Source organism: Microbacterium oryzae (assembly GCF_009735645.1).
GTDB classification, from domain to species: Bacteria; Actinomycetota; Actinomycetes; order Actinomycetales; family Microbacteriaceae; genus Microbacterium; species Microbacterium oryzae.
This window is the reverse complement of the sequence record NZ_CP032550.1, coordinates 2,167,481-2,193,162: the sequence shown is the minus strand read 5'-3', so window position 1 is coordinate 2,193,162 and position 25,682 is coordinate 2,167,481. Positions and strand designations below refer to the sequence as shown.

The window sequence follows — 25,682 nt, the reverse complement described above, 5'->3', positions numbered from 1 at the left end:
GGTCGCTCAGGCGTCGCGCCGGTAGGCGGCGCGCATCCGCGGTGTCGTCAGCAGCACGCCGACCGTCAGCATGAGCGCGGCGAAGGCGAGCTGCTCGAGCGTCATCCACGCGGGGTAGAGCCCCGGGACGGCCGCGAAGACGAGGGTCACGCAGGGGAAGATGAACGCGAACATGCGCATTCGCGCGTACGCCCAGTACCAGCCCTGCTCGGCTCGGAACGAGAAGTAGCCGAGGCCGCCGGTCAGCCCCAGCACGACCACGCTGCGCATCCAGACGGGAAGCGGCTCGGCCATCCCCTGCATGGTGAGCCAGAACGCGATGCCGATCGCGCTCACGCCCAGCATCATGGCGACGCCGAGGAGCACCCGCACGACGAGCCAGTCGCGGCGGAGCGTCGGGTCGGCGATGGCGGGGACCCGCACGTCGCGCTGGCGCCCGGCGGCGAGACGGTCGACGCGCAGCAGCACCTCGTTCAGACTCACGCCGGAGATCGTACCCGCGCCCGCTCGGAGTGCGGCGAGACCGCGCTGAGACCGACGTGCCGGTCAGACCCCGGCCACGAGCTCGCCGCCGCCCTCGCCCTCGGCGCGGAGGTCCAGCAGGTCGGCGACCGACGCCACGATCTCGTCGGGGCGGAACGGGTACTGCTCGATCGAGGTCCGCGAGCTGATGCCGGTCATCACGAGCACGGTGTGGAGACCCGCCTCGATGCCGGCGACGATGTCGGTGTCCATGCGGTCGCCGATCATCCCGGTGTTCTCGCTGTGCGCGCCGATGCGGTTGAGCGCCGAGCGGAACATCATCGGGTTCGGCTTGCCGACGATGTAGGGCTCCTTGCCGGTCGCCTTCGTGATGAGCGCGTTGATCGCGCCGGTGGCGGGCAGCACCCCCTCCGCGCTCGGGCCGGTGGCGTCGGGGTTGGTGGAGATGAAGCGCGCCCCCCGGTTGATGAGGCGCACCGCCTTCGTCAGCGCCTCGAAGGAGTAGTTGCGCGTCTCCCCGACGACGACGTAGTCGGGGTTCGTCTCCGTCATGATGAACCCCGCCTCGTGCATGGCGGTGAGGATGCCGGCCTCGCCGATCACGAAGGCCGACCCTCCCGGGCTCTGCTGCTTGAGGAACGCGGCCGTCGCCAGGGCGCTGGTCCAGATGTTCTCCTCGGGCACGTCGATGCCCGAGCCGCGCAGCCGGGCCGCGAGATCCCGCGGCGTGAAGATCGAGTTGTTCGTCAGCACGAGGAAGGGCGTGCCGGTGTCGCGCCACTGCGCGAGCAGCTCCGGAGCCCCGGGAATCGGCTTCTCCTCGTGCACGAGGACGCCGTCCATGTCGGTCAGCCAGCACTCGATCTCATCGCGTCGCGCCATGGTGTCAGCCTAGGTTCCGCGGGCATGCTCCCGGAGGCATGCTTTCACGCGTATCTTCATGACGTGACCCAACGCGCGCCCCGGAGCTGGGATCCCGCGCGCCTGCCCGACCAGTCCGGCCGCACGTTCCTCATCACCGGCGCCAACGCCGGCCTCGGATACTTCGCCAGCGAGCAGCTCGCCCGGGCCCGGGCCCACGTCATCCTGAGCGGTCGCAGCCCGCACCGCCTCACCGCCGCGCGCGACGCGCTCGAGGCGCGCGTGCCCGGGGCGTCGGTGCAGACGCTGCTGCTCGACGTGAGCAACAGCGGCTCCATCCGCGCCGCCGCCGCCAGCGTCCGCGGCGGACTCTTCAAGCGGCAGCGGCTCGACGGCGTGCTGCTGAACGCGGGCATCGTGCACACGCCGCGCGAGCGCATGACGACGCGGGATGGCCGTGAGCTGGTCCTCGCGACGAACGCGCTCGGCCACTTCGTGCTGGCCGCGGAGCTGCTCACCACCCTGTCGAAGTCGGCCAGCCGCACCTGGACGCCCCGCATGGTCTGGCTCGGCAGCATGTCGACGCGGATGGGCGCCTACGACCCCGTCGACATCCAGCTCGAGCGCGGGTACCGGGCCTGGCGCGCGTACGTGCAGTCGAAGGTCGTGGTGCAGGCGCTCGGGATGGAGGCCGACGCGCGCCTCAAGGCCGCGGGCGTGCCGGTGGAGAGCGTCGTCGCGCACCCGGGCTACTCGATCGGTGGTCGCACGCCGCGCGTGACCGGGGTCAACGAGCCCGGCCTGTGGAAGCGCGTGAAGGACACCCTGCAGGCGCCCGTCTCCCAGTCCAAGGAGGACGGTGCGGCCTCGCTCGTCCGCGCGCTCGTCGATCCTGAGGTCTCCGGCGGGGAGTACTGGGGCCCGCGCCATCTCACCCGCGGGCTGCCGACGCTGCAGCAGCCATCGAAGACCTCCGCCGACCCCGAGGTGCGTCAGCGCATCTGGGAGACGTGCGAGCGGCTCTCCGGCATGGAGTGGCCGCTGGCCCGCGCCGCGCGCCTCGCCGGCCGCTGACCTCGCCCGGCCGCTGACCCTGCCCGTCAGCGGCCGCCCGTCGGCCGCTGACCCCGTCAGCCGCCCCTCAGCCTCTGCCCGTCAGCCGCCGACCACGCCGGCCTCGTAGGCGAGGATCACGAGCTGCACGCGATCGCGCGCGTCGAGCTTCTGCAGCAGGCGGCCGATGTGCGTCTTCACGGTCGACGGCGCGAGGAAGAACCGCTCGGCGATCTCGTCGTTCGTGAGGCCCTCGGCGATGGCCGCGAAGACCTCGCGCTCGCGCGGGGTGAGCGTCGCGAGCGCGGCGGATGGCCGCGGTGCGGCGGGCGCGGACGCCGCGAACTGCGCGATCATCCGCCGCGTGACGCTCGGCGCGAGCACGGCATCGCCGGCATGGACGGCGCGGATGGCGGTGAGCAGGTCGGATGGCAGCGCGTCCTTCAGGAGGAAGCCGCTCGCCCCCGCACGGAGCGCCGCGAACGCGTACTCGTCGAGGTCGAACGTCGTGAGCACGAGGATGCCCGGCCGCGGACCGTGCGCCACGATGCGCTCGGTGGCCCCGATGCCGTCCAGCCGCGGCATGCGCACGTCCATGAGGAGCACGTCGAGGTCGGTCGAGCGGGCGATGGCCACCGCCTCCTCGCCGTCCTCGGCCTCGGCGACCACGTCGATGTCGGGCTGCGCATCGAGGACCATCCGCAGCCCCAGCCGCACGAGCTGCTGGTCGTCGGCGATCGCGACTCTGATCGGCTCGCTCGTCATCCCTGTCCCTCCCTCAGCTCCGCGTGGAGCCGCCATCCGCCATCCGCCGTCGCGCCCGCCTCGATCGTGCCCGCGTAGAGCGCGGCGCGCTCCCGCAGGCCGATGATGCCCGTGCCGCGGCCCGATGGACCGCTGTCCGGGCGGGTGCCCGGCCCGTTCACGATCTCGACGACGACCCGGCCGTCCTCACGGCGCACGACCGCTGCGACTCGTCGGGCCCCGGGTGCGTGGCGGAGCACGTTCGTGAGGCCCTCCTGCACGATGCGGAACACCGTGAGCGCGAGCGCGGCGTCCGCGATCGGCGCGCCATCCCTGGTGAGGCGGACGGCGAGGCCCGCTCCCCGGAACCGTTCGACGAGGGCATCGAGATCGTCGGCACCCGGCAGGGGCGCGACAGCCGCGCCCTCGTCGGGGGAGCGCAGCACGCCGAGCAGCCGGCGCATCTCGGCGAGCGAGGCGCGGCCCGTCTCCGCCACCGTGCGCATGGCCGCCGGGGCACCCGGCCGTCCCGCTTCCGCCTGCGCCGCGGCGCCCTCGGAGAGGGTGATCATCACGGTGAGGCTGTGCGAGACGATGTCGTGCATCTCGCGGGCGATGCGCGCGCGCTCGTCGGCCACCGCGAGCTGCGCACGCTGATCGCGTTCGCGCGCGAGGTCGGCGGCGCGGGCGAGGAGGGCGTCGATGTAGCGACGGCGGTTGCCGACGGTGAGCCCGAGGAGCGTCGGCACGAGGAAGACGATGGCGTTCGGCAGCGCCGTGGCGGGCGAGCTGACGCTGAAGTGCGGATCGGCGGGGAGGTCGGGGCGGGTGAGCGCGAGCCACGTCGCGAGCCCCGAGACGACGAGGGTGATGCCGGCGACGATCCCGTAGCCGGTCCACGCGCGCCGCGTCGTGCTGTGCACGCCCAGGGCGTAGAGCGCGACGAAGACCGCGAGCTGCCCGCCCATGCTGAGGGGCAGCGGCAGGACGGCGACCACGCCGCACACGATGGCGGCGGTCAGCGGGCGCCGTCGCCGCGCGATGAGAGCGGCCGATCCCGCCGCGATCCCGATTCCCGTCGCGACGAGCGTCCAGACCGGCACGGCCTCGCCCTCGGGCACCGCCGCCGCCAGGACGAGGGCGAGCAGGGCCGGCAGCACCTCGCAGGCGAACACGAGCAGACCGTCGACGGTCCGCGGGTGCGCATCGAGCCAGCGCCGGAGGACTCCGGGCGGGCGCGGGAGCGCGAGGTCGGAGTCGCTCATGCCGAGCCTCCCCGGGGTCGTGTCCGCGTCACGGTCACGACCCTACGCGGATGGCCCCCTCCGGCTGCGGAGGGGGCTAGTCGACGGGTGCGTGCGGTCACGCGTCCCGGCGCCGCACCACGGCCATCCCCGCGATGAGCGCGGCGGCCGGCCAGGCGATCGTCAGCAGGATGTCGCGGACGACGTCGGCGTCGAACGCCGCGGGCACCGTGTAGAGCGCCGAGCCGGTCTCGCCCATGAGCAGGTCGGCGACCTGCGGAGCCCACTCGAACGGGAGCGACATCAGCACGGTCGGCACGAGGAGCAGGAACACCAGCACGACCGTCACCGACCAGTTCTCGGAGCGCAGCAGCGCGCCGACGCCGAGGCCGAGGATGCCGGAGAGCGCGACGAGCGCGGCGCCGCCGAGGATCGGGACGACGACCCGCGCCGCCGAGAGCTGGAGGGGGAAGTCGAAGGCGGCGTAGACGACCGCCACGCCGACGAACGACAGCGCGAGGACGATCGCGCTCCAGACGAACATCGCGAGGGCGACGACGGCCGCCTTCGCGCCGAGCATCGAGACCCGTCGGGGAGCGGCGGCGAGCTGCGTGCGGAGCGATCCCGTCGCGTGCTCCTTCGCGTAGGCGGCGACGCCGATCACGACGGCCACCAGCTGCGTGATGAGGACGGCGTTCGTGCCCATGGTGTCCGCCGAGGGCATGGCGGCGAGCCCCGCGCCCTGGTCGCGCGCCATGGCGGCGAGCATGAGCGAGAAGCCCACGGCGATGAGGAGCGAGAGGACCCCGCCGATGAGGAGCGAGATGGTCGTGGCGCGCAGGCTGCGGAGGCTGATCCATTCCGCGCGCATGAGGTGCGAGAAGGACAGGCGCGGGGTGCCCAGCGAGGCGGCGCGGCGCGGAGCGGCGGTGGCGGTGGTCATGAGGGTCTCCGTTCAGGCCGCGAGGGCGGCCGGGTCGCTGCGATACTCGACGGCGTCGCCGGTGAGGGCGAGGTACGCGTCTTCCAGGGAGCCGCGCAGGGGCACGAGCTCGTGCACGTCGAGGTCGGCACCGACGGCGACGCGCGTGATGCGTGCCGCGGGAACACCCTCGACCTCGAGGACGTCGGACGACACCTGCGTGATGGACACGCCGTCGGCCGCGAGGAGGGAGCCGAGCGCCCGCGCGTCGGACGCGCGCACGCGGGTGCGCTCGCGGCCGGCGCCCTGCAGGAAGTCGCCCACCGGCGCATCGGCGAGGACGCGGCCCTTGCCGAGCACGATGATGTGGTCGGCGGTCTGCGCCATCTCGCTCATGAGGTGCGAGGAGAGGAAGATCGCGCGCCCCTCGGCCGCCAGCGAGCGGACGAATCCGCGCACCCAGTGCACGCCCTCGGGGTCGAGGCCGTTCACCGGCTCGTCGAGGAGGAGCGTGTGCGGGTCGCCCAGCATGGTCGCCGCGATGCCGAGGCGCTGGTGCATGCCGAGCGAGAAGCCGCCGATGCGGCGACGCGCGACCTCGGTGATGCCGGTGAGCTCCATGACCTCCGCGACGCGCGCCTTCCCGATGCCGTGCGTCGCGGCCAGCATGCCGAGGTGCGCCTCGGCCGTGCGGCCGGGGTGGACGGCCTTCGCGTCGAGGAGCGCGCCGACCTCCGTCATCGGGGCGGCGTGCTCGGCGAAGCGGCGTCCGTTCACCGTGACCGAGCCGGCGTCCGGGCGATCGAGACCCACGACCATCCGCATCGTGGTCGACTTGCCGGCGCCGTTCGGGCCGAGGAAGCCGGTCACCTGCCCCGGTCGCACCTCGAACGAGATGCCGTCGACCGCCGTCTTGGCGCCGAAGCGCTTCGTGAGGTTCTCTGCCGTGATCATGTCTCCGACGCTACGGAGGCGGCGGGGTCGCGCGCATCGGCACCAGGGCGGATATCCGAGGGCGGGTTCGTACCGCGGTACTACGCCGTGAGCCAGATCACCTCGGCCGCGCCGACGGGCAGCGCGACATCGGCGCCGTCGATCCGCACGCCGGTGGCCGTGACCGCGACCTCGCGGCCGACGTCGATGCCGGCGGCCTCGATCTCGCGCAGGAGCTCGGGGTCGCGGTCGCGGACCCGGAGCACGCGTCCGGTGTGGCCGGCGGGCGCGTCGGCGAGCAGCACGAACGGCTCGCGCTCGCGGGCGCCGTCGGCGTCGGGGATCACGTCGCCGTGCGGGTCGGCCGTCGGGTGGCCCAGCCGTTCATCGATCCGCGCCAGGAGCCGGTCGCTCAGCGCGTGCTCGAGGATCTCCGCCTCGTCATGCACCTCGTGCCATCCGTAGCCCATCTCGCGGACGAGCCAGGTCTCGATGAGCCGGTGCCGCCGCACGATGCCCACCGCGCGTCGGGCGCCCTCCGGCGTGAGACGCACCGCGCCGTAGGGGACATGCGTGACGAGGCCCGCGGCGGCGAGCTTCTTCACCATCTCGGTGACGCTCGACGGCGCGACGCCGAGCTTGCCCGCGAGCACCGACGGCGTGATGGGGTCGTCCTGCCATTCGGTGTGCGAGTACACCGTCTTCAGGTAGTCGTCCGCCGCGGGTGAAGCCACCGGATCAGCCTAGGGCGAGGTGCCGGGGGTCGCCGAGGAGCCAGAACCCGCCGATCGCGAGCGCGGTGAGGCACAGGGCGAGGAAGACCCCGATCCACACGACTCCCGGGAGATGTGTGAGCGCGGCGAGTTGATCGGCGTCGGACGTGCGGGCCGCGCCCCGCCTCCGGGTGCGCTGCAGCTGCAGCTCCAGCACCGGACGCACCGACCCGAGGAGGAGGAACCACGTGACCGTGGCGGCGACCGCGCCGCGGACGTCCGCGGGCGCCCACCACGACACGGCGACCAGGGTCGCCGCTGAGACGGCGACCGACCACAGCCCGAACAGGTTGCGGATCTGCAGCAGGAGCAGGCAGAGGAGCGCGACGACGAGCCACAGCATCGCCAGGGGATAGCCGCGGTGCACGAGCCAGGCGGATCCGAGACCGGCGAGTGCCGGCCCCGGGTACCCCGCCAGCAGGGTGAGGACCATGCCGATGCCGCGAGGCCTGCCGCGCGACAGGGTGAGCCCCGAGGTGTCGGAGTGCAGGCGGATGCCGCGCAGGCTGCGCCCGGTCGCCAGGGCTGCCACGCCGTGGAAGCCCTCATGGGCGATCGTGATGGCGTGGCGCGTCACCCGCCAGGCCGGGCGCCACAGGACGACCGCGAGGGCGACGGCTCCCGTGAGGAGCGCGACCGGGACGGCCGGCGGCGCGACCTGCGCTGTCGCGCTCGCCCAGACGGCGGTGACGGCCTGTCCGAGGGTGTGAAGCAGCTCGCCGACGCGGTCCATCCCGGCAGGAGATCACACCGAGCTGTCCGGACCCCGGGCACAATGAGGAGATGGAGGATGGCGCGAGCAGGCGGCCGACGATCCGCGACGTCGCCGCGGCGGCCGGGGTGTCGAAGTCCCTCGTGTCCCTCCTCTACGCGGGCGGAAGCGTTGGGCCCGAACGCCGCGAGCGCATCCTCGCCGCGGCCGACCGGCTCGGGTTCCGGCCGAACCTGACGGCGCGGGCGCTGTCGTCGGCGGATGGCGGCTTCACGGGCGTCCTGGTGGCCGACCTGCACAACTCGGTGTTCGCCGAGGTCGTCGACGCCGCGCGCGCCGAGCTGGCGCGCCACGGACGCAGCGCGCTCCTCACCTCGGCGATGATGCCCGACCCCGACGGCGTGCCGCACCTCGACGAGCGCGCCCTCGCGGTCTTCCACGACCTCCGCCCCCGGAGCATCCTCGTGGTCGGCTCGATCCCCGACCTCGCCGCCCTGACCGAGATCATCGCGGGCACGCCCCTCGTGGTCGCGAGCGCCGTCGGCGAGCACGTCCCCGTCGCCGCGACCGTCCGCTCCGACGACGCCGCCGGCATCCGGCTCGCCGTCGAGCACCTTCTGGAGCAGGGCCACCGCCGCATCGCGCACATCGGCGGCCGGGGCGGGGTCGTCGCCGAGCGGCGTCTCGAGACCTACCTCGCCGTCGTGGCCGAGCACGGGATCGAGCCGCTGGTCGCGCCCGCCGACTTCACGGAGCGCGCCGGATACACGGCGACTCGAGAGCTGCTCGAGGCGGATGGCCGGGACCGGCCGACGGGGATCGTCGCCGTGAACGATCTGGCGGCGGTGGGCGCGCTCGCCGCGGCGTCCGGCGCGGGCGTCGCGATGGCGGTGACGGGGTACGACGACTCGCAGGTGGCCCGCCTGCCGCAGGTCGGACTCACGAGCGTCGACCCGCGCAATGCGGAGATCGGCGCCGCTGCGGCCGGATGCGTCATCGAGGTGGAGGGCGGTGCGGCGCCGCAGCAGCCCGAGACGCTCATCGCCCCCCGGCTGGTGGTGCGCACCTCGACGCCATCGCCGCGCTGAGGCGAGCGGTTCGTTCACCCATGTCTTGACAAGGGTGAGTGCCGACGCTACTTTGGACCGGTCCAGAACTTACTCGGCGCAGCGTCGCGCAGGACCCGACGCCGCCCTGTCCTCCAGGAGCCCGTCATGGCCACCACCCCCTCGCGCCCTCTCGGCGTCGGTCTCGTCAGCGTCGGCTGGATGGGCCGCCTCCACAGCCGCGCCTACGCCAACCTCCCGCTCGTCTACCCCGAGCTCGGCATCACGCCGCGCCTCGTGCAGGCCGCCGACACCGCGGAAGCCGGCCGCGCGTACGCGACCGAGGTGCTCGGCTACGACTCCGCGGTCTCGGACTACCGGGAGGTGCTTGCGAACCCGGAGGTCGACGTGGTGTCGATCTGCGCGCCCAACTTCCTGCACGCGGAGGTCGGCATCGCCGCCGCGCAGGCGGGCAAGCACATCTGGATCGAGAAGCCGGTCGGACGCGGCGCGCATGAGACCGCGGCCATCCGCGGCGCCGTCATCGCCGCGGGCGTGACCTCGAGCATCGGGTTCAACTACCGGCAGCCGCCGGCCATCCAGCGGGCCCGGCAGCTCATCAGCGAGGGCGCGCTCGGGCAGATCACCAACGTCCGCGGGCGCTTCTTCGGCGGCTTCAGCGCCGACCCGCAGTCTCCGCGGGCGTGGCGATTCGTCCGCGAGCAGAGCGGATCCGGCGTCCTCGGCGACCTCATGGGCCACCTCGTCGACCTCGTGCACTTCCTGCTCGGGCCGGTCTCGTCGGTGACGGCCTCGACCGGCACGTACATCACCGAGCGTCCGGGGCTGCCGGGCACGCCCGATGAGGGGCGCATGCTGCCCGTCGAGAACGAGGACTACGCGAACATGCTCCTCCGCTTCGACGACTCGGCCGTGGCGGCCGGGGCGCTCGGCACACTCGACGCCTCGTGGCTCGCCGTCGGTCCGAAGGCCGAGTACGCGATCGAGATCTTCGGCACGGAGGGGTCGCTGCGCTGGGACTTCGAGCGCATGAACGAGCTCGAGCTGGCCATCCGTCGCCCCGGGCAGAGCCTCGGCTACACGCGCCTGTTCGCCGACGACACCTTCCCGGAGTACTCGCGCTTCCAGCCCGGATCGGGCACGCCGATGGGCTACGACGACCTCAAGACCATCGAGGCGAAGAAGTTCCTCCTCGCCGCAACGGGCGGGTCGTCCGACAACTCGACCATCCACGACGCGCTGGCATCGGCGCAGGTCCTGACCGCGGCCGAGGAGTCGGCGGCATCGGGCCAGTGGGTGGCGACCCCGGTCGTCGAGGGGCACACCGGCAACGTGAAGGGGGCATGACATGGCGAGGATCGCCACCGCTCCCATCAGCTGGGGCATCAGCGAGGTCCCCGACTGGGGCTTCCAATTCGCGCCAGAGCGGGTCCTCGGCGAGATGCGCGCGCTCGGCCACACCGCCACCGAGCTCGGGCCCGACGGCTTCCTCCCGCCGGCGCCGGCGGCCAAGGCGTCGGAGCTCGCGCGGTTCGGCATCACCGCGGTGGGGAGCTTCGTGCCGGTCGTGCTGCACGATGTCGCGTCCGACCCGCTGCCCCGCATCGAGCGCGAGCTCGACGACTACGCCGCCACGGGTGCCGACGTGCTCATCGTCGCGGCGGTCACCGGTCAGGACGGCTACGACGTGCAGCGCGAGGCGCTGACCGACGCCGAGTGGGAGACCCTCTTCCGCAATCTCGACGCCATCCGCGAGCGCGCGGCTCTTCGCGGCGTGACCGCGGCCATCCACCCGCATGTCGGAACCGTCGTGGAGACCGCCGACGACGTCGAGCGCGTCATCGCGGGCTCCTCCGCGCTGTTCTGCTTCGACACGGGCCACCTCATGATCGGCGGGGTGGACCCCGTCGCGTTCGCGCGGGACCACGCGTCGCGGATCGCGCACACCCACCTCAAGGACGTGTCGCTCGACGGCATGCAGCGGGTGAAGGCCGGCGATCTGACCTACTTCGACGCGATCGCGGCGGATCGGCTCTACCGCCCGCTCGGGCAGGGCGACGTGGACGTGCGCGCGATCGTGGCGAGCCTCGTCGACGCCGGGTACACCGGCTGGTTCGTCCTGGAGCAGGACAAGGTCGTCGCCATGGAGCCCGCCGAGGGCGAGGGCCCGATCGAGGACGCCCGCGCGAGCGTCGAGTACCTCCGCGCCCTCCTCGCGGAGCGGGAGGGCTGACATGAGGATCGGCGTCGTCGGCCTGGGGCGCATCGGCGCCATGCACGCCCGGAACCTCGCGGCCACGGCCGGCGTCGACGAGGTCGTGCTCATCGGCCGCTCGCGCGAACGGGCCGAGGAGTTCCGGCAGCGGGTCGACCTCGCTGGGCTCGGGGCATGCGCCGCGCCGCTCGTGGCCGGCGACGGGTGGGACGCCGAGCTCGATCGCCTCGACGGGGTGGTCGTCGCCACCACGACGAGCACCCACCCGGATTTCGCGCGGCGGGCCGCGCGCGCGGGGGTGCCCGCGCTCGTGGAGAAGCCGCTCGCGCTGGACGTCGCGAGCCTGGAGCGTCTGGCGGACGAGATCGAGGCGACGGGCTCCGAGGTGATGGTCGCCTTCCACCGGCGCTACGACCCCGCGCATCAGGAGCTCCGCCGCCGCGTGGGGTCGGGCGAGCTGGGCGTTGTCCGCGCGGTCCGCGCCACCGGGCACGATCACCACGCGCTCCCCGTCGACTACGTCCCGGTCTCCGGCGGCATCTGGCACGACATGCTCGTCCACGATTTCGACAGCATCCCGTGGGTGACCGGCCAGCGGGTCGTGTCGGTCTGGGGTGCCGGCTCCGTGCTGGACGCCCCGGTGCATGCGGAGCACGACGACGTCGACACCGCGCTCGCCGTGCTCGTGCTCGAGTCGGGCGCGACGGCCACGGTCAGCGGCGTGCGCCGCAACGGCGCGGGGCAGGACGTGCGCCTCGAGGTGTTCGGCACGCGGGACACCGCCGCGGTCGGCCTCGACGCCCGCACCCCGGTCACGTCCGCCGAGCCGGGCGTCCCTGCACCCGCTCGGGGGTACGAGGACTTCGCCGAGCGCTTCGCTCCCGCGTTCCGCGCGGAGATGCGCGCGTTCGTCGACCTCGTGGCCGGTGTCGGCGCGAACCTCACCCCGCCGCGCGAGGGCGTGGTCGCCCTGCGGATCGCCGACGCCGCCGCACGATCGCTCCGCACCGGCGAGACCGTCTCCCTTCTCTGACATCCCTCCCCACGAAAGGCCGTCATGACCTCCTCCCTCCGCTTCGGGCTCATCGGCACCGGCCGCATCGGCCAGGTGCACGCCGCGAGCGTCGCCGCCATCCCGGGCACCGAGCTGTCGTGGGTCGCCGACCCGTTCATCGACGGCGCGGCCGAGACCGCCCGCCGCTACGGCGGCGCGAACGTCACCGCCGACCCGCTCGAGGCCATCCGCTCGGGAGAGGTCGACGGCGTGATCATCGCCTCGCCCACCCCCACGCATGTCGACCTCATCGATGCCGCCATCGACGCCGGCGTTCCGGTGCTGTGCGAGAAGCCCATCGACCTCGACATCGTGCGCGTCGACGCGCTGCGCGAGAAGGCCGCGTCGTCGTCGACGCCGGTCGTGCTCGGCTTCAACCGCCGCTTCGACCCGCACTTCGCCGACCTCCGCCGTCGTGTCGCGGACGGCGAGATCGGCGCGCTCGAGCAGCTCTCGATCACGAGCCGCGACCCCGAGGCGCCGCCGGCGGCCTACATCGCGGTGTCGGGCGGCATCTTCCGCGACATGACCATCCACGACTTCGACATGGCGCGGTTCTTCGTCCCCGACATCGTCGAGGTCACCGCGCGGGGCGCCCGCCAGTTCGACGCGGCGATCGCGGCGGCCGGCGACTACGACGCGGTCGTGGTCACCCTCCGCGGCGCCGGCGGCGAGCTCATCACGATCACGAACTCGCGCCACAGCGCGTACGGCTACGACCAGCGCATCGAGGCGTTCGGGCCCCAGGGCCTGCTCCAGGTCGGGAACATCCCGGCGACGCAGGTGCGCGCCTACACGGGCGCGCAGGTGGAGGGCCTCGCGCCCTACCGCCGGTTCTTCCTCGAGCGCTACGCGGACGCGTACCGGCTCGAACTCGAGGCGTTCGCCGACCTCATCCGGGGCGGCGAGGATCGCAGCCCCGGCTTCGAGGACGGCCGCGCCGCCCTCGTCCTCGCCGACGCCGCCGTGCGCTCAGCGGCCGAGGGCGTCTCCGTCGCGGTGGACCTGAGCGCATGAGCGCGGACCGCCTCGTCGCCACCTGCTGGACGAGCGCCGGCGATGCGCAGCCGCAGGGCCGCGAGCTCAGCCCGTTCCCGATCCTCGATCGGGTGCGGGCGACTGCCGCGGCCGGATGGTCGGGGATCGGGTTCGGGCAGGACGACCTGCGTCACGCGCGCGACACGATCGGCTTCGCGGCGCTCCGCGCGGAGATCGACGACGCCGGGCTGTCGCACGTCGAGGTGGAGCTCGCCACGGACTGGTGGCGTGAGGATGACGCCTGGCGTGGCACGTGGGATCTGCTGCTCGACGCCGCCCACGACCTCAGCGCCGTGTTCATCAAGGCGGGTCCCGGGATGGGCGAGCCGCCGGCCGACGTGACGGTGTTCGCCGCGCCGCTGCGCCGCCTCGCGGAGGAGGCGGCCGACGCGGGGACGCGGGTGGCCCTCGAGCCCTTCCCCTTCGGAACCATCGCGACCATCCCGCAGGGCGTGCAGGCGGTGCGCGCGGCCGACCATCCCGCCCTCGGCCTGCTCGTGGATTTCTGGCACGTCTTCCGACCGGGCACCTCCTTCGCGGAGCTCCGCGAGGTGCTGGACCCGGCCATCCTCTTCGGCGTCGAGCTCAGCGATGCCGAGTTCGAGGTCAGCGGGACGCTCTTCGAGGACACGCGCGACAATCGGCGGCTGATCGGCGAGGGCGCGCAGGACGTGGTCGGCTTCATCCGGACGATCCGCGAGATCGGCTACCGGGGCCCGTGGGGAGTGGAGATCCTCTCCGCCGAGCATCGGCGCCGCCCCCTCGACGAGGCCATGCGCGTCGCGTACGCGACGGCCGCGGAGACGCTCGCTCGGGCGTGAGCCGACAGCCCTCTCCTCTCGGCGTCGTCAGCGCGTGAACGGGAGACGCTCGTCCAGGGGCTGGTCGTCCCAGCTCCCCCGCACCCACGCGTGCGCGGGGTCGTCCGCCACGACCCACGCCCGGGCGTCGCCGGGGCCGGCCATGACGTTGAGGTAGTAGAGGTGGTAGCCGGGGACAGCGGCTGCCGGCCCGTGGTACCCGCGCGGCACCAGGGCGACGTCGCCGGAGCGGACGACGGCGTCGATGCGGATGTCGTCGCCCGCCGCCGGATAGGTGTGGAAGACGCCGAGGGCGTCGTCGTCGCGGGCGCGCCCGGGGTCGCGTGACGACTCGAAGTAGTAGATCTCCTCCAGCACCGCCTCGTGCCCCGGCCGATCCTCGTCGTGCTTGTGCGGCGGATACGACGACCAGTTGTCGGCGGGGGTGATGACCTCGCACACCAGGAGCTTCGCCGGCTCGTCCATGGCGCCCGGCAGGCCGAATCCGTGCACCTGCCGCGACGAGCGGCCCGCGCCGCGCAGCTCCACGGCGATGTCGGTCGCGGGAAGATAGCGCGCCGGGGTGCGGGTGGCGGTCGGCGCCTCCGCCACCGCCACGCGGCCGGCTCCCGTCAGCGTCGCGCGCGTTCCCGCGCCGAGGAACAGCACGTCGGTGGGGCCGGAGAACACCGTCGGGCGTCCGACGAGCTCCTGAGTCTGCTCGTCACCGTCCTCCTCGGCGTACGTCACGCTGAACGACCCGGAGAGGGGGACGACGATGCGCTCGATGTCGCCGGCGGGGAGCTCCGCCGTGTTCCCATCGAGCTCGGCGACGCGCAGTCCGGTGTGCTGCCAGCCCTCGAGGGAGTCGTCGACGACGGTCTCCCAGGGGCCGTCGGAGAGCGATCCCTGCGGATGCAGCCAGGGTGTCGTGGAAGTGCCCATGGCGATCAGACGGCGACGGCGGTCTGCGCGAGCACCGCGTCCGCGACGCGCTCGGGCGAGAGCCCGTACTTGTCGAGGAGGAAGTCGTTCGGCGCCGACTCCGACCAGCGGTCCTCGAGTCCGATCCGCACGAGCCGCGCGGTGCCGCGCTCCGACAGCACCTCCGCGACGAGTCCGCCCAGTCCGCCGATGCGGCTGTGCTCCTCGACGGTCACGACCTCGCGGGCATCTCCGACGAGCGCGCACAGTGCGTCGGCGTCCAGCGGCTTGAGGGTGGGCAGGTGGATGAGCTTCGCGCGCACGCCGCGCTCTGCGAGGATGCGCACCGCGTCGAGCGTGCGGGACGTCTGCACGCCGGTGGAGATGAGCGTGACATCCTCGCCGTCCGCGACGAGCAGCGGCTGCCCCGGCTCGAACGTGTAGGGCGCCTCGAACACCGGGGTGACGGCGTCGCGTGCCACGCGCACGTAGACGGGCCCGTCGAAGTCTGCCGCCCAGCGGAAGACCGCTTCGGCCTCGACCTCGTCGGCGGGCGCGATGACGGTCATGTTCGGCATGGCGCGCATGATCGCGAGGTCCTCGATGTCCTGGTGGGTCTTGCCGCTGGAGCCGTTCAGCAGCCCGCTGTAGGCGGAGGCGATGCGCACGGGCGCCTTCGTCTGAGAGACGAGCATGCGGATCTGGTCGACCGCCCGATGCGTGAGGAACACCCCGAACGTCGACAGCCACGGCCGGTACCCGAGTGTGGAGAGCCCGAAGGCCATCCCCACCATGTTCTGCTCGGCGATGCCGACCTGGACGAACGCGTCGGGGACGCGATCCGCGACGATGTCGGCCCTGGTCGAGGTCGCCAGGTCGCCGTCGAGGACGACCACCCGGTCGTCCGTCGCGGCGAGGTCCGCGATCGTCTCGCCCCACACCACCCGCTGTGCCTTCATCGACCCGCTCCCGTCGCTCCGAGCAGCTCCGTGCGAGCCGTCTCGAGCTGTTCCTCCGTGGCCACGCCGTTGTGCCACCTGTAGGTCCCCTCCGTGAAGGAGATGCCGCGCCCCTTCGCCGTGCGGGCGATGATGACCGTGGGCCGGCCGGAGACGCCCCGGTCAGCGGTCACGCGGTCGAAGGCGCCCAGGATGGCGTCGAAGTCGTGCCCGTCGATGGTCAGCGCGTTCCAGCCGAAGCCCGTGAACACGCGCTCGAGGTCCACGTGTCCGACGGGCTCGCTGCGGTCGAACCGGTCGGCGTCGCCCGCCGGCCAGCCGTACTGCTGCAGCCCGTTGAGGTCGATGATGAGGGTGAGGTTGTCCAGGCCGAAGCGCGGGGCCGAGAGCACGGTCTCCCAGACCATCCCCTCCTCCAGCTCCCCGTCGCCGACCATCACCCAGGTGTGGAAGTCGCGGCCCAGTCGCTTGGCGCCGAGGGCCATCCCGGCGCCCGCCGACAGACCCTGGCCGAGCGACCCGGTCGAGGCGTCGATGCCGGGGGTGAGGAGCATGTCGGGGTGGCCCTGCAGGCGCGAGTCGCCGTGGTCGAAGGTGGCGAGCTCCTCGACGGGGAAGTAGCCCCGCAGGGCGAGGACGGCGTAGAGCCCGATGGCCGAGTGCCCCTTCGAGAGGATGAAGCGGTCGCGATCCTCCCGCTGCGGGTCAGCGGGGTCGATAGCGAGCTGGGCGAAGTACAGCGCGATGAGGAGGTCCGTCGCCGAGAGCGGGCCGCCGATGTGACCCGCCTTGCTCGCCGCGACCGTCTCCACGATCCTCCAGCGGGCCTCCCGCGCGAGCGCGGCGAGCTCGTCGTTGGGCGGCCGGGTGGCAGCAGCGTCCATGGTTCCTCCTCGAATCGACGTAGTGCGTCATTCCTACTGCAAGACGAACGTAATGTCCACTAAGCGAGAGAGAATAGGTTCTCCTGCTGTCCGCTCCGTGAGAGAGTTGCCGCGTGACCTCCGATACCGCCGCCCGTCCGGGCCTCGAGATCATCGACAAGGCCGACGCCGTGCTTCGAGTGCTCACGGCGGAGAACGACCTGTCCGCCGCCGAGATCGCCGCCGCGGTGGGCGAGCCGACGAGCTCCACCTACCGGCTGCTGACGAGTCTGGCGGCCGTGGACCTCATCGAATCGGCCCCCGCGCGCGGCAGGTTCCGCCTCTCCGTCGACCTCATGCGGATCGGCGGCGCCGTCGAGGATCGACTGAGCGTGCGGGAGGCCGCCGTGCCGGGCCTGCGCCGCCTCTTGGCGGACACGGGTCTCACGAGCTTCCTCTGCATCCGCGCGGGCGACCGCGCGGTGTGCGTCGAGCGCTTCGACGGCCGCGACGTCCGCTCGCTCGCCCTCGCGCTCGGGCAGTCGCTTCCGCTGCACCGGGGCGCGGCGCCGCAGGCGCTGTTCGCGTTCCTGCCGCAGGCCGAGCGGATGGCCGTGGTCGCTTCGCTGCGCACGGACCGGTCGGACCCGGTGACCGAGACGGACGAGGAGATCGAGCGGATGGTCGCTGCCGTGCGCGCGGCGGGATCGACGCTGTCGGACGGCGACGTCACCCCCGGGATCGCCGCCGTCGGCGCCCCCGTCTTCGACCACCGCGGTCAGGTCGCCGCCGCCATCTCCGTGAGTGGCATCCGCGGGCAGGTGCTGGATCCCGCGCTCGACGTGCCGGAGCGCGTGCGATCGGCGGCGCGCGCCGCCAGTGCGCAGCTCGGCTTCCGCGAGGAGGAGCGCTGATGGCCACCATCAAGGTCCTCGCCAATGCGCGGCAGCTCGTGGACGCGCTGGCCGAGCACGGCCCCCTCTCGCCGGCGGAGGCCGCGGAGCTCATCCGCGTTCCGCGCCCGAGCGTGTACCGTCTCGCGGGAGCGCTCGAGGCCGTCGACCTCGTCGAGACCCTTCCCGACGCCCGCATCGCCCTCAGCCGCCGGTGGCTGCACCTCGCCGACGCGGCGCGGTCGGCGACGACGGAGTGGGCGGGCGTCGATGCCGTGCTCGACGGCATCGTGGACGCGACCGGGCAGACCGCGTTCCTCAGTGTCCCGCGCGCGAACGGCGCCGTCTGCGTCGCCTGGTCACCCGGCCGGGGGGTGGGGGTCCTGCTGCTGAAGCCGGGTCGGTCGCTGCCGTACCACGCAGGTGCGGCGGGGCGCGTGCTGCTCGCTTTCCAGCAGCCCGACCCCGAGGCCCTGATCGCCGACGCGCCGCTCCCGGCGCTCACGCCGCGCACTCTGGTCGACGCCGACGCCCTGCGCGCGGACATCGCCGCGACGCGGAAGCGCGGCTACTCGGTCTCCGACGAGGACGTCACGGTCGGCATCGGGGCGCTGGGCGTCCCCGTCCGCGACGCGCGAGGAGCGGTTCGCGCGAGCCTCTCGCTGAGCGGCTTCGCCGAGGCCATCCGAGAGGCGGAGGAGGAGTACGTCGGCGTCCTGCGGGACGCGGTGACGCGCATCTCGCCCGCGTAGCTTCTCGGACAATGGACAGCGGGTCCGCTTCTCGGTACTGTCGGTGACATCCGCTCATCGAGAAAGCGAGCTGCAATGACGCACCAGCCTCAATCCATCCGCCTCACCGTCGGTCAGGCCGTGATCCGGTTCCTGAACGCGCAGTTCGTGGAGCGCGACGGCGTGACCGAGCGCTTCTTCGGCGGCGCCTTCGGGATCTTCGGCCACGGCAACGTGGCGGGCATCGGCCAGGCGATGCTCGAGTACCAGGACGAGTTCCCCTACTACCAGGGCCGCAACGAGCAGGGCATGGTGCACATCGCGATCGGCTACGCGAAGATGCGCAACCGACTCGGCGCCCTCGCGGTGAGCACCTCCATCGGCCCGGGGGCGACGAACATGGTGACGGGAGCCGGCACCGCGTCGGTGAACCACCTTCCCGTGCTGCTGCTCCCCTCCGACGTGTTCGCGACCCGCAGCACCGGCGCCGTGCTCCAGCAGCAGGAGATGCCGTACGCGCAGGACGTGACGGCCAACGACGCATTCCGGGCCGTCAGCCGCTACTTCGACCGGGTCTGGCGCCCCGAGCAGCTCGCCCCCGCACTGCTCGAGGCGATGCGCGTCCTCACGAGCCCCGCCGACACGGGAGCGGTGACCATCGCGCTGCCGCAGGACGTGCAGGCCGAAGCACACGACTTCCCCGTCGATCTCTTCCGCGAGCGCGTCTGGCACGTCGCACGCAACCGGGCCGACCGCGCGGCCATCCAGCGCGCGGCGGAGATCATCCGGTCCGCCTCGAAGGCGGTCATCATCTCGGGCGGCGGCGTCATCTACTCCGACGCCGCGGATGCGCTGCGTCGCTTCGCCGAATCCACCGGCATCGGCGTGGGCGTCACCCAGGCCGGCAAGGCCTCGTTCCCGCACGACCACGAGCTCGCCCTCGGCGCGCTGGGCGCGAGCGGGTCGCAGTACGCCAACGGTCCCGCGGGCGAGGCCGACGTCGTCATCGGCATCGGCACGCGGTACACCGACTTCACCACCGCGTCCAACACGCTCTTCCGGAACCCCGACGTCAAGTTCGTCAACATCAACGTCGCCGAGATCGACGTGCACAAGGAGTCGGCCACCGCGCTTCTCGGCGACGCCCGCGAGACGCTCGAGGAGCTCCTGACCGCGCTCGACGGCTGGTCGGTCGACGCGTCGGCGCGCGAGGCCGCCGTCGCGTCGGCCACCGCCTGGCGCACCGAGATCGACCGCATCATCGAGCTCGACGGCAGCCCGACGCTGTCCCAGGCGCAGATGCTCGGCATCCTCAACGAGGCCGCCGGCGAGCGCGACGTGGTCGTGAACGCGGCGGGCTCGATGCCCGGCGATCTGCACCGCCTGTGGCGACCGGGCTCGCTCAAGGGCTACGACATCGAGTACGGCAACTCCTGCATGGGGTACGAGATCCCGGGCGCCATCGGCAACGCCCTCGCCGATCGCTCGCGTCGCGTCTTCGGTCTCATCGGCGACGGCACGTACCTCATGCTGTCGCAGGAGATCATGACGGCGGTGCAGGAGCACCTCGCGATCACCTTCGTCATCGTCGACAACTACGGGTACGGCTCTATCGCGGCCCTGTCGGAGACGCGCGGCGCGCAGGCCTTCGGCACCCGCTTCCACGAGCGCGGGGGCGACGGCCGCCATGACGGCGCGCGCATCGAGGTCGACTTCGCGGCGAACGCCGCCAGCTACGGCGCGCGCGTCTGGTCGGCCGACACCGCAGATGGCTTCCGCGCGGCCCTCGAGGAGGCGAAGGCCTGCGATGGCACGAGCGTCGTGTACGTGCAGGTCGACGCACAGGGCCGCTTCGGAGGTTCGGGCGCCTGGTGGGATGTCCCGGTGGCGGAGGTCTCCGAACTCGAGTCGACCATCCGCGCCCGTGCCGAGTACGACGAGGAGAAGGCGCACCAGCGTCTCTATCTCTGACCCGGTTACGCTCGAGCGGTGAGCGACCCCCAGCCAGAGCCCAGCCGTGAGGCGTCCACCCACGGCGTCGGGCCCTGGCCGGGGGCGTGGCCGGAGGGCGACCACTACGACCCGGAGCTTCTCGCGAACGGCGACTCCCGCAACGTCGTCGACGGCTACCGGTACTGGCGCATGGAGGCGATCGTCGCCGATCTCGACACCCGGCGGCACCCGTTCCACGTCGCCATCGAGAACTGGCAGCACGACATGAACATCGGCTCGATCGTGCGCAGCGCCAACGCGTTCCTCGCCGACACCGTGCACATCATCGGCCGCAAGCGCTGGAACCGGCGCGGCGCGATGGTGACCGACCGCTATCAGCACGTCGTGCACCATCCGGATGTCGCCGCCTTCGCCGCGTGGGCGGCCGCCGAGGACCTGCCCATCATCGCCGTGGACAACGTGGGCGACGCGGTTCCCGTCGACCGGGCCGACCTCCCCGAGCGGTGCGTGCTGCTCTTCGGGCAGGAGGGCCCGGGGCTGACGGAGGAGGCGCTCGCCGCGGCGTCCGCGCACATCGAGATCACGCAGTACGGCTCCACCCGTTCCATCAACGCCTCCGCCGCCGGCGCCATCGTGATGTACGAGTGGGCGCGGCGCCACGCCTGAGGCTCGACCGGTGGGTGCGCGCGGGCGTACGGTGAGCGCGAAGGAGCCGATTCGAGGAGGAGTCATGGCCGATCTCTCACCCATCCAGCCCTGCCTGTGGTTCGACGACGACGCGCGCGAGGCGATGGAGTACTACGTCAGCGTGTTCCCGAACTCCCGCATCCGCAGCATCGAGGAGTACCCCGACGAGAAGCTCGACGAGCACTTCGCGAACATGAGCGGCAAGGTCATCAACGGCCAGGTGACGCTGAACGGACTCGATTTCATCTGCTTCGACGGCGGACCGCTGTTCCGCTTCAACGAGGCGATCTCCTTCGTCATCACCTGCGCCGACCAGACGGAGATCGACCGCTACTGGGCGGCCCTCTCGCACGTGCCCGAGGCCGAGCAGTGCGGATGGTGCAAGGACCGGTTCGGGGTCAGCTGGCAGATCATCCCGCGCGACATGAGCGCCCTCATGAAGACGCCCGCGGCCATCCAGGTGATGATGCAGCAGAAGAAGATCGTCATCGCCGAGCTCGAGAGCGCCTGATCCTCACGCGGTTCCGAGCCACGCCCGCCCGCGCACGCGCAGGCCGAGCGTGATGCCGCGCGCGACCATGAACACTCCGCCGAACGCGGCAGCGAGCCAGGTGAGCCCGCTGGGGCCGGATGGCGAGAGCCAGGCGAGCGCGAAGAGGGCCGGCAGGTAGGGGAGGAGGTTCAGACCTCCCGCCAGCGCGAGATAGCGCGCGTCGTCGGCGCCCATGAGCACGCCGTCGAGCACGAACACGAAGGCGGCGATCGGCTGCGACACCGCCAGCACGAGGAGCGCGGGCTGCACGAAGTCGGCCATCGCGCGGTCGCCCGTGAAGAGCAGCCCGATGACGCCGGAGAGCGCGGCGATGGCCGCCCCCGCCACGACGCCCGACCACACGCCCCAGCGCATCGTGCGGCCGGTGACCGCCCGCACGGCGTCGGGGTCGCCCTCGCCGAGCGCCTTGCCCACGAGCGCCTGCGCGGCGATCGCGAGCGCGTCGAGCGCGAAGGCCGCGGTCGTGAAGATGGTGAAGACGACCTGCCAGCCGGCGAGCTCGCGCGTGCCGAGCCCGGTCGCGACCCAGACGGTGGCGAGCGTCGCCAGGCGCAGGCTCGCGGTGCGGAGGAACATCCACCCGCCCGAGCGCGCGGAGCCCCGCAGCCCGGCGCGGTGCGGGCGGAGCGGTGCGCCGTGACGTCGCGCGAGGCGCCCGATGAGGAGCGCGTACGCCGCGACCATCCCCCATTGCACGACGACCGTGCCGGCCGCGGAGCCTGCCACGCCCCACCCGAACCCGTAGATGAACAGGGCGTTGAGGAGCGCGTTCGCGGTGAATCCGACGACGGCGACCCGGAGCGGGGTGACCGTGTCCTGGAGTCCGCGGAGGAGGCCCGTCGCGGCGAAGACGAGCAGCATGGCCGGCAGGCCCACCATCGAGACGGCCAGGTACGCCTGAGCGTGCGGCGCGACGTCGGCCGTCGGCGCGAAGGCCGCGACGAGCGCGGGCGCGGCGAGGAATCCCGCGACCCCCAGCACGGCTCCGATCGCGAGGGCGAGCCACAGTCCGTCGATGCCGACCGACACCGCGCCGCGCAGGTCACCCGCGCCGAAGCGCCGCGCGACGGCCGGTGTGGTGGAGTACGCGAGGAAGACCATGAGCCCGACGACCGTGGTGAGAACGGCCGACGCGATGCCGAGGCCCGCGAGCTCGGCGACCCCGAGATGGCCGACCATGGCGGCGTCGACGGCGAGGAAGATCGGCTCGGCGATGAGCGAGCCGAGCGCCGGGACCGCGAGTCGCAGGATGTCGCGGTCGAGGGCGCGGCGGTCGGTCACCGTCCGAGCCTAGGGCCCGCCGCGGCTGCCGGCATTGTGCCTACGATGGAGCGCATGACGGCTGAATCGCTCCCCTCCGGTATCGCCCTCGACGAGCTCAGTGAGGGGATCCGGCCGCAGGACGACCTCTACCGCCACGTCAACGGCGCGTGGATCGATCGCACCGAGATCCCCGGCGATAAGGCGCGGTGGGGGGCCTTCCACCAGCTCGCCGAGCAGGCCGAGAAGGACGTGCGCGCGATCGTCGAGGAGGCGCAGGGCGCCGACCCCGGCACCGAGACGCGCAAGGTCGGCGACCTCTACGCGAGCTTCATGGACACCGCGCGCGTCGACGCCCAGGGAGCCGCGCCCCTCGCTCCGCTCCTCGAGCGCGTCGAGGCCGTCTCCGACGTCGCCTCGCTGCTGCGGACGGCGGGCGAGTTCGACCGCGAGGGCCTCGGCAGCCCGATCGGCGTGTTCGTCGAGCCCGACCCGGGCGACCCGACCCGCTACGTGCCGTTCCTCGTGCAGTCGGGCATCTCCCTCCCCGACGAGAGCTACTTCCGCCTCGAGAACTTCGCGGGCACGCGCGACGCGTTCCGCGGGCACATCGAGCGCATGCTGACCCTCGCGGGGGTGGCGGATGGCGCGGGTCAGGCCGCGCGCGTCTTCTCGCTGCAGCAGGACATCGCGTCGCACCACTGGGACAACGTCCGCAGCCGCGACGCCGTCGCGACCTACAACCTCAAGACGTGGGACGAGATCCAGCAGCTCGCGGGCGTCGACCTCGCGCCGTGGCGGGACGCGGTGGCACCCGGTCGCCCCGAGGCGTTCGCCGAGGCCGTGGTCTACCAGCCGTCCGCGCTCGAGGGCCTCGGCTCGCTGCTCGTGGCCGACCGGCTCGAGGACTGGAAGGCGTGGCTGCGCTTCCAGGTCGTGCACGCCCTCGCGCCGTACCTCGCCGACCCGTTCGTCGACGAGAACTTCGCGTTCTACGGCACCGAGCTCACCGGCGTTCCCACGCTGCGCGAGCGGTGGAAGCGCGGCGTCGCGCTCGCCGAGGGCGCCCTGGGCGATGCGATCGGCCGCGTGTACGTCGAGCGCCACTTCCCGCCGGCGGCGAAGACCGCCATGGACGAGCTCGTCGCGAACCTCATCGCGGCGTACCGCGAGAGCATCTCCACGCTCGAGTGGATGAGCCCCGAGACGCGGGAGAAGGCGCTCGAGAAGCTCGACACCTTCACCCCGAAGATCGGCTTCCCCGCGACCTGGCGCGGCTACGACGCGGTGGAGATCGACGCCGCCGACCTCATCGGCAACGTGCGGCGCGCGAACATCGCCGAGCACGACCGGCAGCTCGGCAAGGTCGGCCAGCCCATCGACCGCGACGAGTGGTTCATGACGCCGATGACGGTGAACGCGTACTACAACCCCCTCATGAACGAGATCGTCTTCCCCGCGGCCATCCTGCAGTACCCGTTCTTCGACGCGGACCGCGATCCGGCGGCGAACTACGGCGGGATCGGCGGCGTGATCGGCCACGAGATCGGCCACGGGTTCGACGACCAGGGCAGCCGGTACGACGGCACCGGCGCTCTCGACGACTGGTGGACCGAGGCGGACCGCGCGGCGTTCGAGGAGCGCACGCGCTCGCTGATCGCGCAGTACGACGCGCTCGTCCCGCGCGGGCTCGACGCGTCGCACACCGTGAACGGCGCGCTCACGATCGGCGAGAACATCGGCGACCTCGGCGGCCTCGGGATCGCCCTCAAGGCCTACGAGCTCTCGCTCGCCGGCGAGGAGGCCCCGGTCATCGACGGATACACCGGCGTGCAGCGCCTGCTGCTGTCGTGGGCTCAGGTCTGGCAGCAGAAGTCGCGCGAGGCCGAGACCATCCGCCTGCTGACGATCGACCCACACTCGCCGAACGAGTTCCGGTGCAACCAGATCGTCCGCAACGTCGACGCGTTCTACGAGGCGTTCGACGTGCAGCCCGACGACGCGCTGTGGCTCCCCGAGGACGAGCGCGTCACCATCTGGTGAATTGACGGCGGGGGGAGCGATGTCCAGGGGGGAGATGTCGTCGCCGCGGGAGAGCTGGCGGTCCCGTCGTCGGGCGGCCGGGGCCTTCGCCGGCACGCTCGCCGCGCTCGAGGCGCTGACCGCAGCCGGCGCCCGCGTCGCGCTGCACGTCGAGACCCTCGACCGCGCGGCGGTGCTGGCGCGAGAGGGCGATGACGACCCGATGCCGGTGGCCGGCCTCGGCGTCGTGCCGCTCCTCGTGGAGGCGGCGGTGCAGTTCGGGGCGGGCGAGCTCGATCCGCTCGAGCTCGCCGCCCGCGACGAGCTCTCGGGCCTGCCCGGCATCTGGCGACGGCTGCACGCCGACCGGCTGCCGCTCGGCGACCTCGCCGCGCTCGCCCCGGCAGACGCGGATGCGGCCAACGCGCTGCTCGCCCGCGTGGGGCTCGAGCGCGTGACGCGGCGCTTCGTGGCGCTCGGGATGCCTCGCTCGGCGCTGCTGGACCGGTTCCGCGCGCACCGCGGGCCCGACGACGCACCGCATGTCGCGATCGGCACCGCCCGCGAGTTCGCGGGGCTCTTCCGTGCCGTCGCCACCGGGCGCGCGGGTCACCCGGGCGCGAGCGCGCAGGTGGCGGAGTGGCTGGGCCTTCATCGCGACCTGGGCCTCGTCGGCGCGGCCACGGGGGTCGATCCCCTCTCCTCCGACGACCGGCATCGGCTGCTGCTCGTCAACCGCACGGGCAGGGCGCAGGGCGTGCGCGCGGAGGCCGGCGCGCTCACCGGCCCGAACGGAGGAGCCGCGTACGCCCTCATCGTCGAATTCGACGACGCCGGCGTTCTCCATCGGGATCGCGCTCACGAGGCGTTCCGGGTGCTGGGGCGGGAGCTCATGGAGCACACCGCATGACCGCTCAGCGCATTCATGCGCCGTACAT

The 25,682-nt window shown here is 72.7% G+C and carries 26 protein-coding genes; 14 read left to right on the top strand and 12 right to left on the bottom strand.

The genetic code is table 11. The features are described from left to right. Positions 1 to 6 precede the first annotated feature (6 nt). On the bottom strand, positions 7 to 483 hold the full coding sequence (locus D7D94_RS10280; protein ID WP_156242514.1) for a hypothetical protein: 477 nt from the start codon (positions 481 to 483) through the stop codon (positions 7 to 9). Between the two features lie 63 nt (positions 484 to 546). Further along, positions 547 to 1,365, bottom strand: coding sequence for an HAD-IIA family hydrolase (locus D7D94_RS10275; protein WP_156242513.1), 819 nt, complete (start codon positions 1,363 to 1,365; stop codon positions 547 to 549). Positions 1,366 to 1,428: 63 nt separating this feature from the next. On the opposite strand from D7D94_RS10275, the gene D7D94_RS10270 reads away from it, so the two are divergent. Continuing rightward, positions 1,429 to 2,418 (top strand): SDR family NAD(P)-dependent oxidoreductase, encoded by a 990-nt coding sequence (locus D7D94_RS10270; RefSeq protein WP_246171767.1) that lies wholly within the window; start codon positions 1,429 to 1,431, stop codon positions 2,416 to 2,418. 81 nt (positions 2,419 to 2,499) lie between these two features. Here the strand turns inward: D7D94_RS10270 and D7D94_RS10265 are convergent, their stop codons facing one another. The 6 genes from D7D94_RS10265 to D7D94_RS10240 all read right to left on the bottom strand — a co-directional run bounded on the left by D7D94_RS10265 (position 2,500) and on the right by D7D94_RS10240 (position 7,746). Continuing rightward, positions 2,500 to 3,162 (bottom strand): response regulator transcription factor, encoded by a 663-nt coding sequence (locus D7D94_RS10265; RefSeq protein WP_156242511.1) that lies wholly within the window; start codon positions 3,160 to 3,162, stop codon positions 2,500 to 2,502. Continuing rightward, entirely contained in the window at positions 3,159 to 4,406 is a 1,248-nt protein-coding gene (locus tag D7D94_RS10260; protein WP_156242510.1) for a sensor histidine kinase, read from the bottom strand. The genes D7D94_RS10265 and D7D94_RS10260 overlap by 4 nt, the downstream gene beginning before the upstream one ends. A gap of 97 nt (positions 4,407 to 4,503) precedes the next feature. Further along, positions 4,504 to 5,328, bottom strand: a complete 825-nt coding sequence (locus D7D94_RS10255) for a hypothetical protein (RefSeq protein ID WP_156242509.1) — start codon at positions 5,326 to 5,328, stop codon at positions 4,504 to 4,506. Between the two features lie 12 nt (positions 5,329 to 5,340). Then, the gene (locus tag D7D94_RS10250) at positions 5,341 to 6,261 is read right to left on the bottom strand and encodes an ABC transporter ATP-binding protein (protein WP_156242508.1); all 921 of its coding nucleotides are present in this window, start codon (positions 6,259 to 6,261) and stop codon (positions 5,341 to 5,343) included. Positions 6,262 to 6,341: 80 nt separating this feature from the next. Continuing rightward, the gene (locus tag D7D94_RS10245) at positions 6,342 to 6,974 is read right to left on the bottom strand and encodes a metal-dependent transcriptional regulator (protein ID WP_156242507.1); all 633 of its coding nucleotides are present in this window, start codon (positions 6,972 to 6,974) and stop codon (positions 6,342 to 6,344) included. Between the two features lie 4 nt (positions 6,975 to 6,978). Continuing rightward, entirely contained in the window at positions 6,979 to 7,746 is a 768-nt protein-coding gene (locus D7D94_RS10240) for a M50 family metallopeptidase (protein ID WP_156242506.1), read from the bottom strand. A 50-nt stretch (positions 7,747 to 7,796) separates the two neighbouring features. Between D7D94_RS10240 and D7D94_RS10235 the strand changes: the two genes are divergently transcribed. The 6 genes from D7D94_RS10235 to D7D94_RS10210 all read left to right on the top strand — a co-directional run bounded on the left by D7D94_RS10235 (position 7,797) and on the right by D7D94_RS10210 (position 13,920). Beyond that, a complete protein-coding gene (locus D7D94_RS10235; protein WP_156242505.1) occupies positions 7,797 to 8,813 on the top strand; it encodes a LacI family DNA-binding transcriptional regulator in 1,017 nt (338 codons plus the stop codon). A 126-nt stretch (positions 8,814 to 8,939) separates the two neighbouring features. Beyond that, positions 8,940 to 10,139, top strand: a complete 1,200-nt coding sequence (locus tag D7D94_RS10230) for a Gfo/Idh/MocA family protein (protein ID WP_156242504.1) — start codon at positions 8,940 to 8,942, stop codon at positions 10,137 to 10,139. A gap of 1 nt (position 10,140) precedes the next feature. Continuing rightward, complete coding sequence (locus D7D94_RS10225) at positions 10,141 to 11,025, top strand: sugar phosphate isomerase/epimerase family protein (protein ID WP_156242503.1); 885 nt, start codon at positions 10,141 to 10,143, stop codon at positions 11,023 to 11,025. 1 nt (position 11,026) lies between these two features. Further along, on the top strand, positions 11,027 to 12,040 hold the full coding sequence (locus D7D94_RS10220; protein ID WP_156242502.1) for a Gfo/Idh/MocA family protein: 1,014 nt from the start codon (positions 11,027 to 11,029) through the stop codon (positions 12,038 to 12,040). Positions 12,041 to 12,064: 24 nt separating this feature from the next. Further along, positions 12,065 to 13,078, top strand: coding sequence for an inositol 2-dehydrogenase (gene iolG, locus D7D94_RS10215; RefSeq protein WP_156242501.1), 1,014 nt, complete (start codon positions 12,065 to 12,067; stop codon positions 13,076 to 13,078). Next, entirely contained in the window at positions 13,075 to 13,920 is an 846-nt protein-coding gene (locus tag D7D94_RS10210; protein WP_156242500.1) for a sugar phosphate isomerase/epimerase family protein, read from the top strand. The genes iolG and D7D94_RS10210 overlap by 4 nt, the downstream gene beginning before the upstream one ends. 27 nt (positions 13,921 to 13,947) lie before the next feature. Here the strand turns inward: D7D94_RS10210 and iolB are convergent, their stop codons facing one another. From iolB to D7D94_RS10195, 3 genes are read right to left on the bottom strand one after another with little or no spacing between them, the layout of a single operon-like run. Further along, positions 13,948 to 14,844 (bottom strand): 5-deoxy-glucuronate isomerase, encoded by an 897-nt coding sequence (gene iolB / locus D7D94_RS10205; RefSeq protein ID WP_156242499.1) that lies wholly within the window; start codon positions 14,842 to 14,844, stop codon positions 13,948 to 13,950. Positions 14,845 to 14,849: 5 nt separating this feature from the next. Beyond that, positions 14,850 to 15,782, bottom strand: coding sequence for a transketolase family protein (locus D7D94_RS10200; protein WP_156242498.1), 933 nt, complete (start codon positions 15,780 to 15,782; stop codon positions 14,850 to 14,852). Further along, positions 15,779 to 16,666 carry a transketolase gene (locus D7D94_RS10195; protein ID WP_156242497.1) on the bottom strand — a complete coding sequence of 296 codons (888 nt, stop codon included), beginning with the start codon at positions 16,664 to 16,666 and terminating at the stop codon, positions 15,779 to 15,781. Before D7D94_RS10195 ends, D7D94_RS10200 begins: the two co-directional genes overlap by 4 nt. A gap of 113 nt (positions 16,667 to 16,779) precedes the next feature. Here D7D94_RS10195 and D7D94_RS10190 point away from each other — a divergent pair, with 113 nt between their 5' ends. From D7D94_RS10190 to D7D94_RS10170, 5 genes are all read left to right on the top strand, one after another. Next, complete coding sequence (locus D7D94_RS10190) at positions 16,780 to 17,559, top strand: IclR family transcriptional regulator (RefSeq protein ID WP_156242496.1); 780 nt, start codon at positions 16,780 to 16,782, stop codon at positions 17,557 to 17,559. After that, positions 17,559 to 18,290 (top strand): IclR family transcriptional regulator, encoded by a 732-nt coding sequence (locus D7D94_RS10185; protein ID WP_156242495.1) that lies wholly within the window; start codon positions 17,559 to 17,561, stop codon positions 18,288 to 18,290. The genes D7D94_RS10190 and D7D94_RS10185 overlap by 1 nt, the downstream gene beginning before the upstream one ends. A gap of 75 nt (positions 18,291 to 18,365) precedes the next feature. Continuing rightward, complete coding sequence (gene iolD / locus D7D94_RS10180) at positions 18,366 to 20,240, top strand: 3D-(3,5/4)-trihydroxycyclohexane-1,2-dione acylhydrolase (decyclizing) (RefSeq protein ID WP_156242494.1); 1,875 nt, start codon at positions 18,366 to 18,368, stop codon at positions 20,238 to 20,240. 18 nt (positions 20,241 to 20,258) lie between these two features. Continuing rightward, a complete protein-coding gene (locus tag D7D94_RS10175) occupies positions 20,259 to 20,888 on the top strand; it encodes a TrmH family RNA methyltransferase (RefSeq protein WP_156242493.1) in 630 nt (209 codons plus the stop codon). Positions 20,889 to 20,952: 64 nt separating this feature from the next. After that, on the top strand, positions 20,953 to 21,420 hold the full coding sequence (locus tag D7D94_RS10170) for a VOC family protein (RefSeq protein ID WP_156242492.1): 468 nt from the start codon (positions 20,953 to 20,955) through the stop codon (positions 21,418 to 21,420). A gap of 3 nt (positions 21,421 to 21,423) precedes the next feature. On the opposite strand, the gene D7D94_RS10165 is transcribed toward D7D94_RS10170, so the two are convergent. Beyond that, positions 21,424 to 22,743 (bottom strand): MATE family efflux transporter, encoded by a 1,320-nt coding sequence (locus D7D94_RS10165; RefSeq protein ID WP_156242491.1) that lies wholly within the window; start codon positions 22,741 to 22,743, stop codon positions 21,424 to 21,426. 54 nt (positions 22,744 to 22,797) lie between these two features. Here D7D94_RS10165 and D7D94_RS10160 point away from each other — a divergent pair, with 54 nt between their 5' ends. Both D7D94_RS10160 and D7D94_RS10155 read left to right on the top strand, forming a co-directional pair. After that, positions 22,798 to 24,765: a M13 family metallopeptidase gene (locus D7D94_RS10160; protein WP_156242490.1), complete on the top strand. Its 1,968-nt coding sequence runs from the start codon at positions 22,798 to 22,800 to the stop codon at positions 24,763 to 24,765. A gap of 34 nt (positions 24,766 to 24,799) precedes the next feature. Beyond that, the gene (locus D7D94_RS10155; RefSeq protein WP_156242489.1) at positions 24,800 to 25,654 is read left to right on the top strand and encodes a serine hydrolase; all 855 of its coding nucleotides are present in this window, start codon (positions 24,800 to 24,802) and stop codon (positions 25,652 to 25,654) included. Positions 25,655 to 25,682 lie beyond the last annotated feature (28 nt).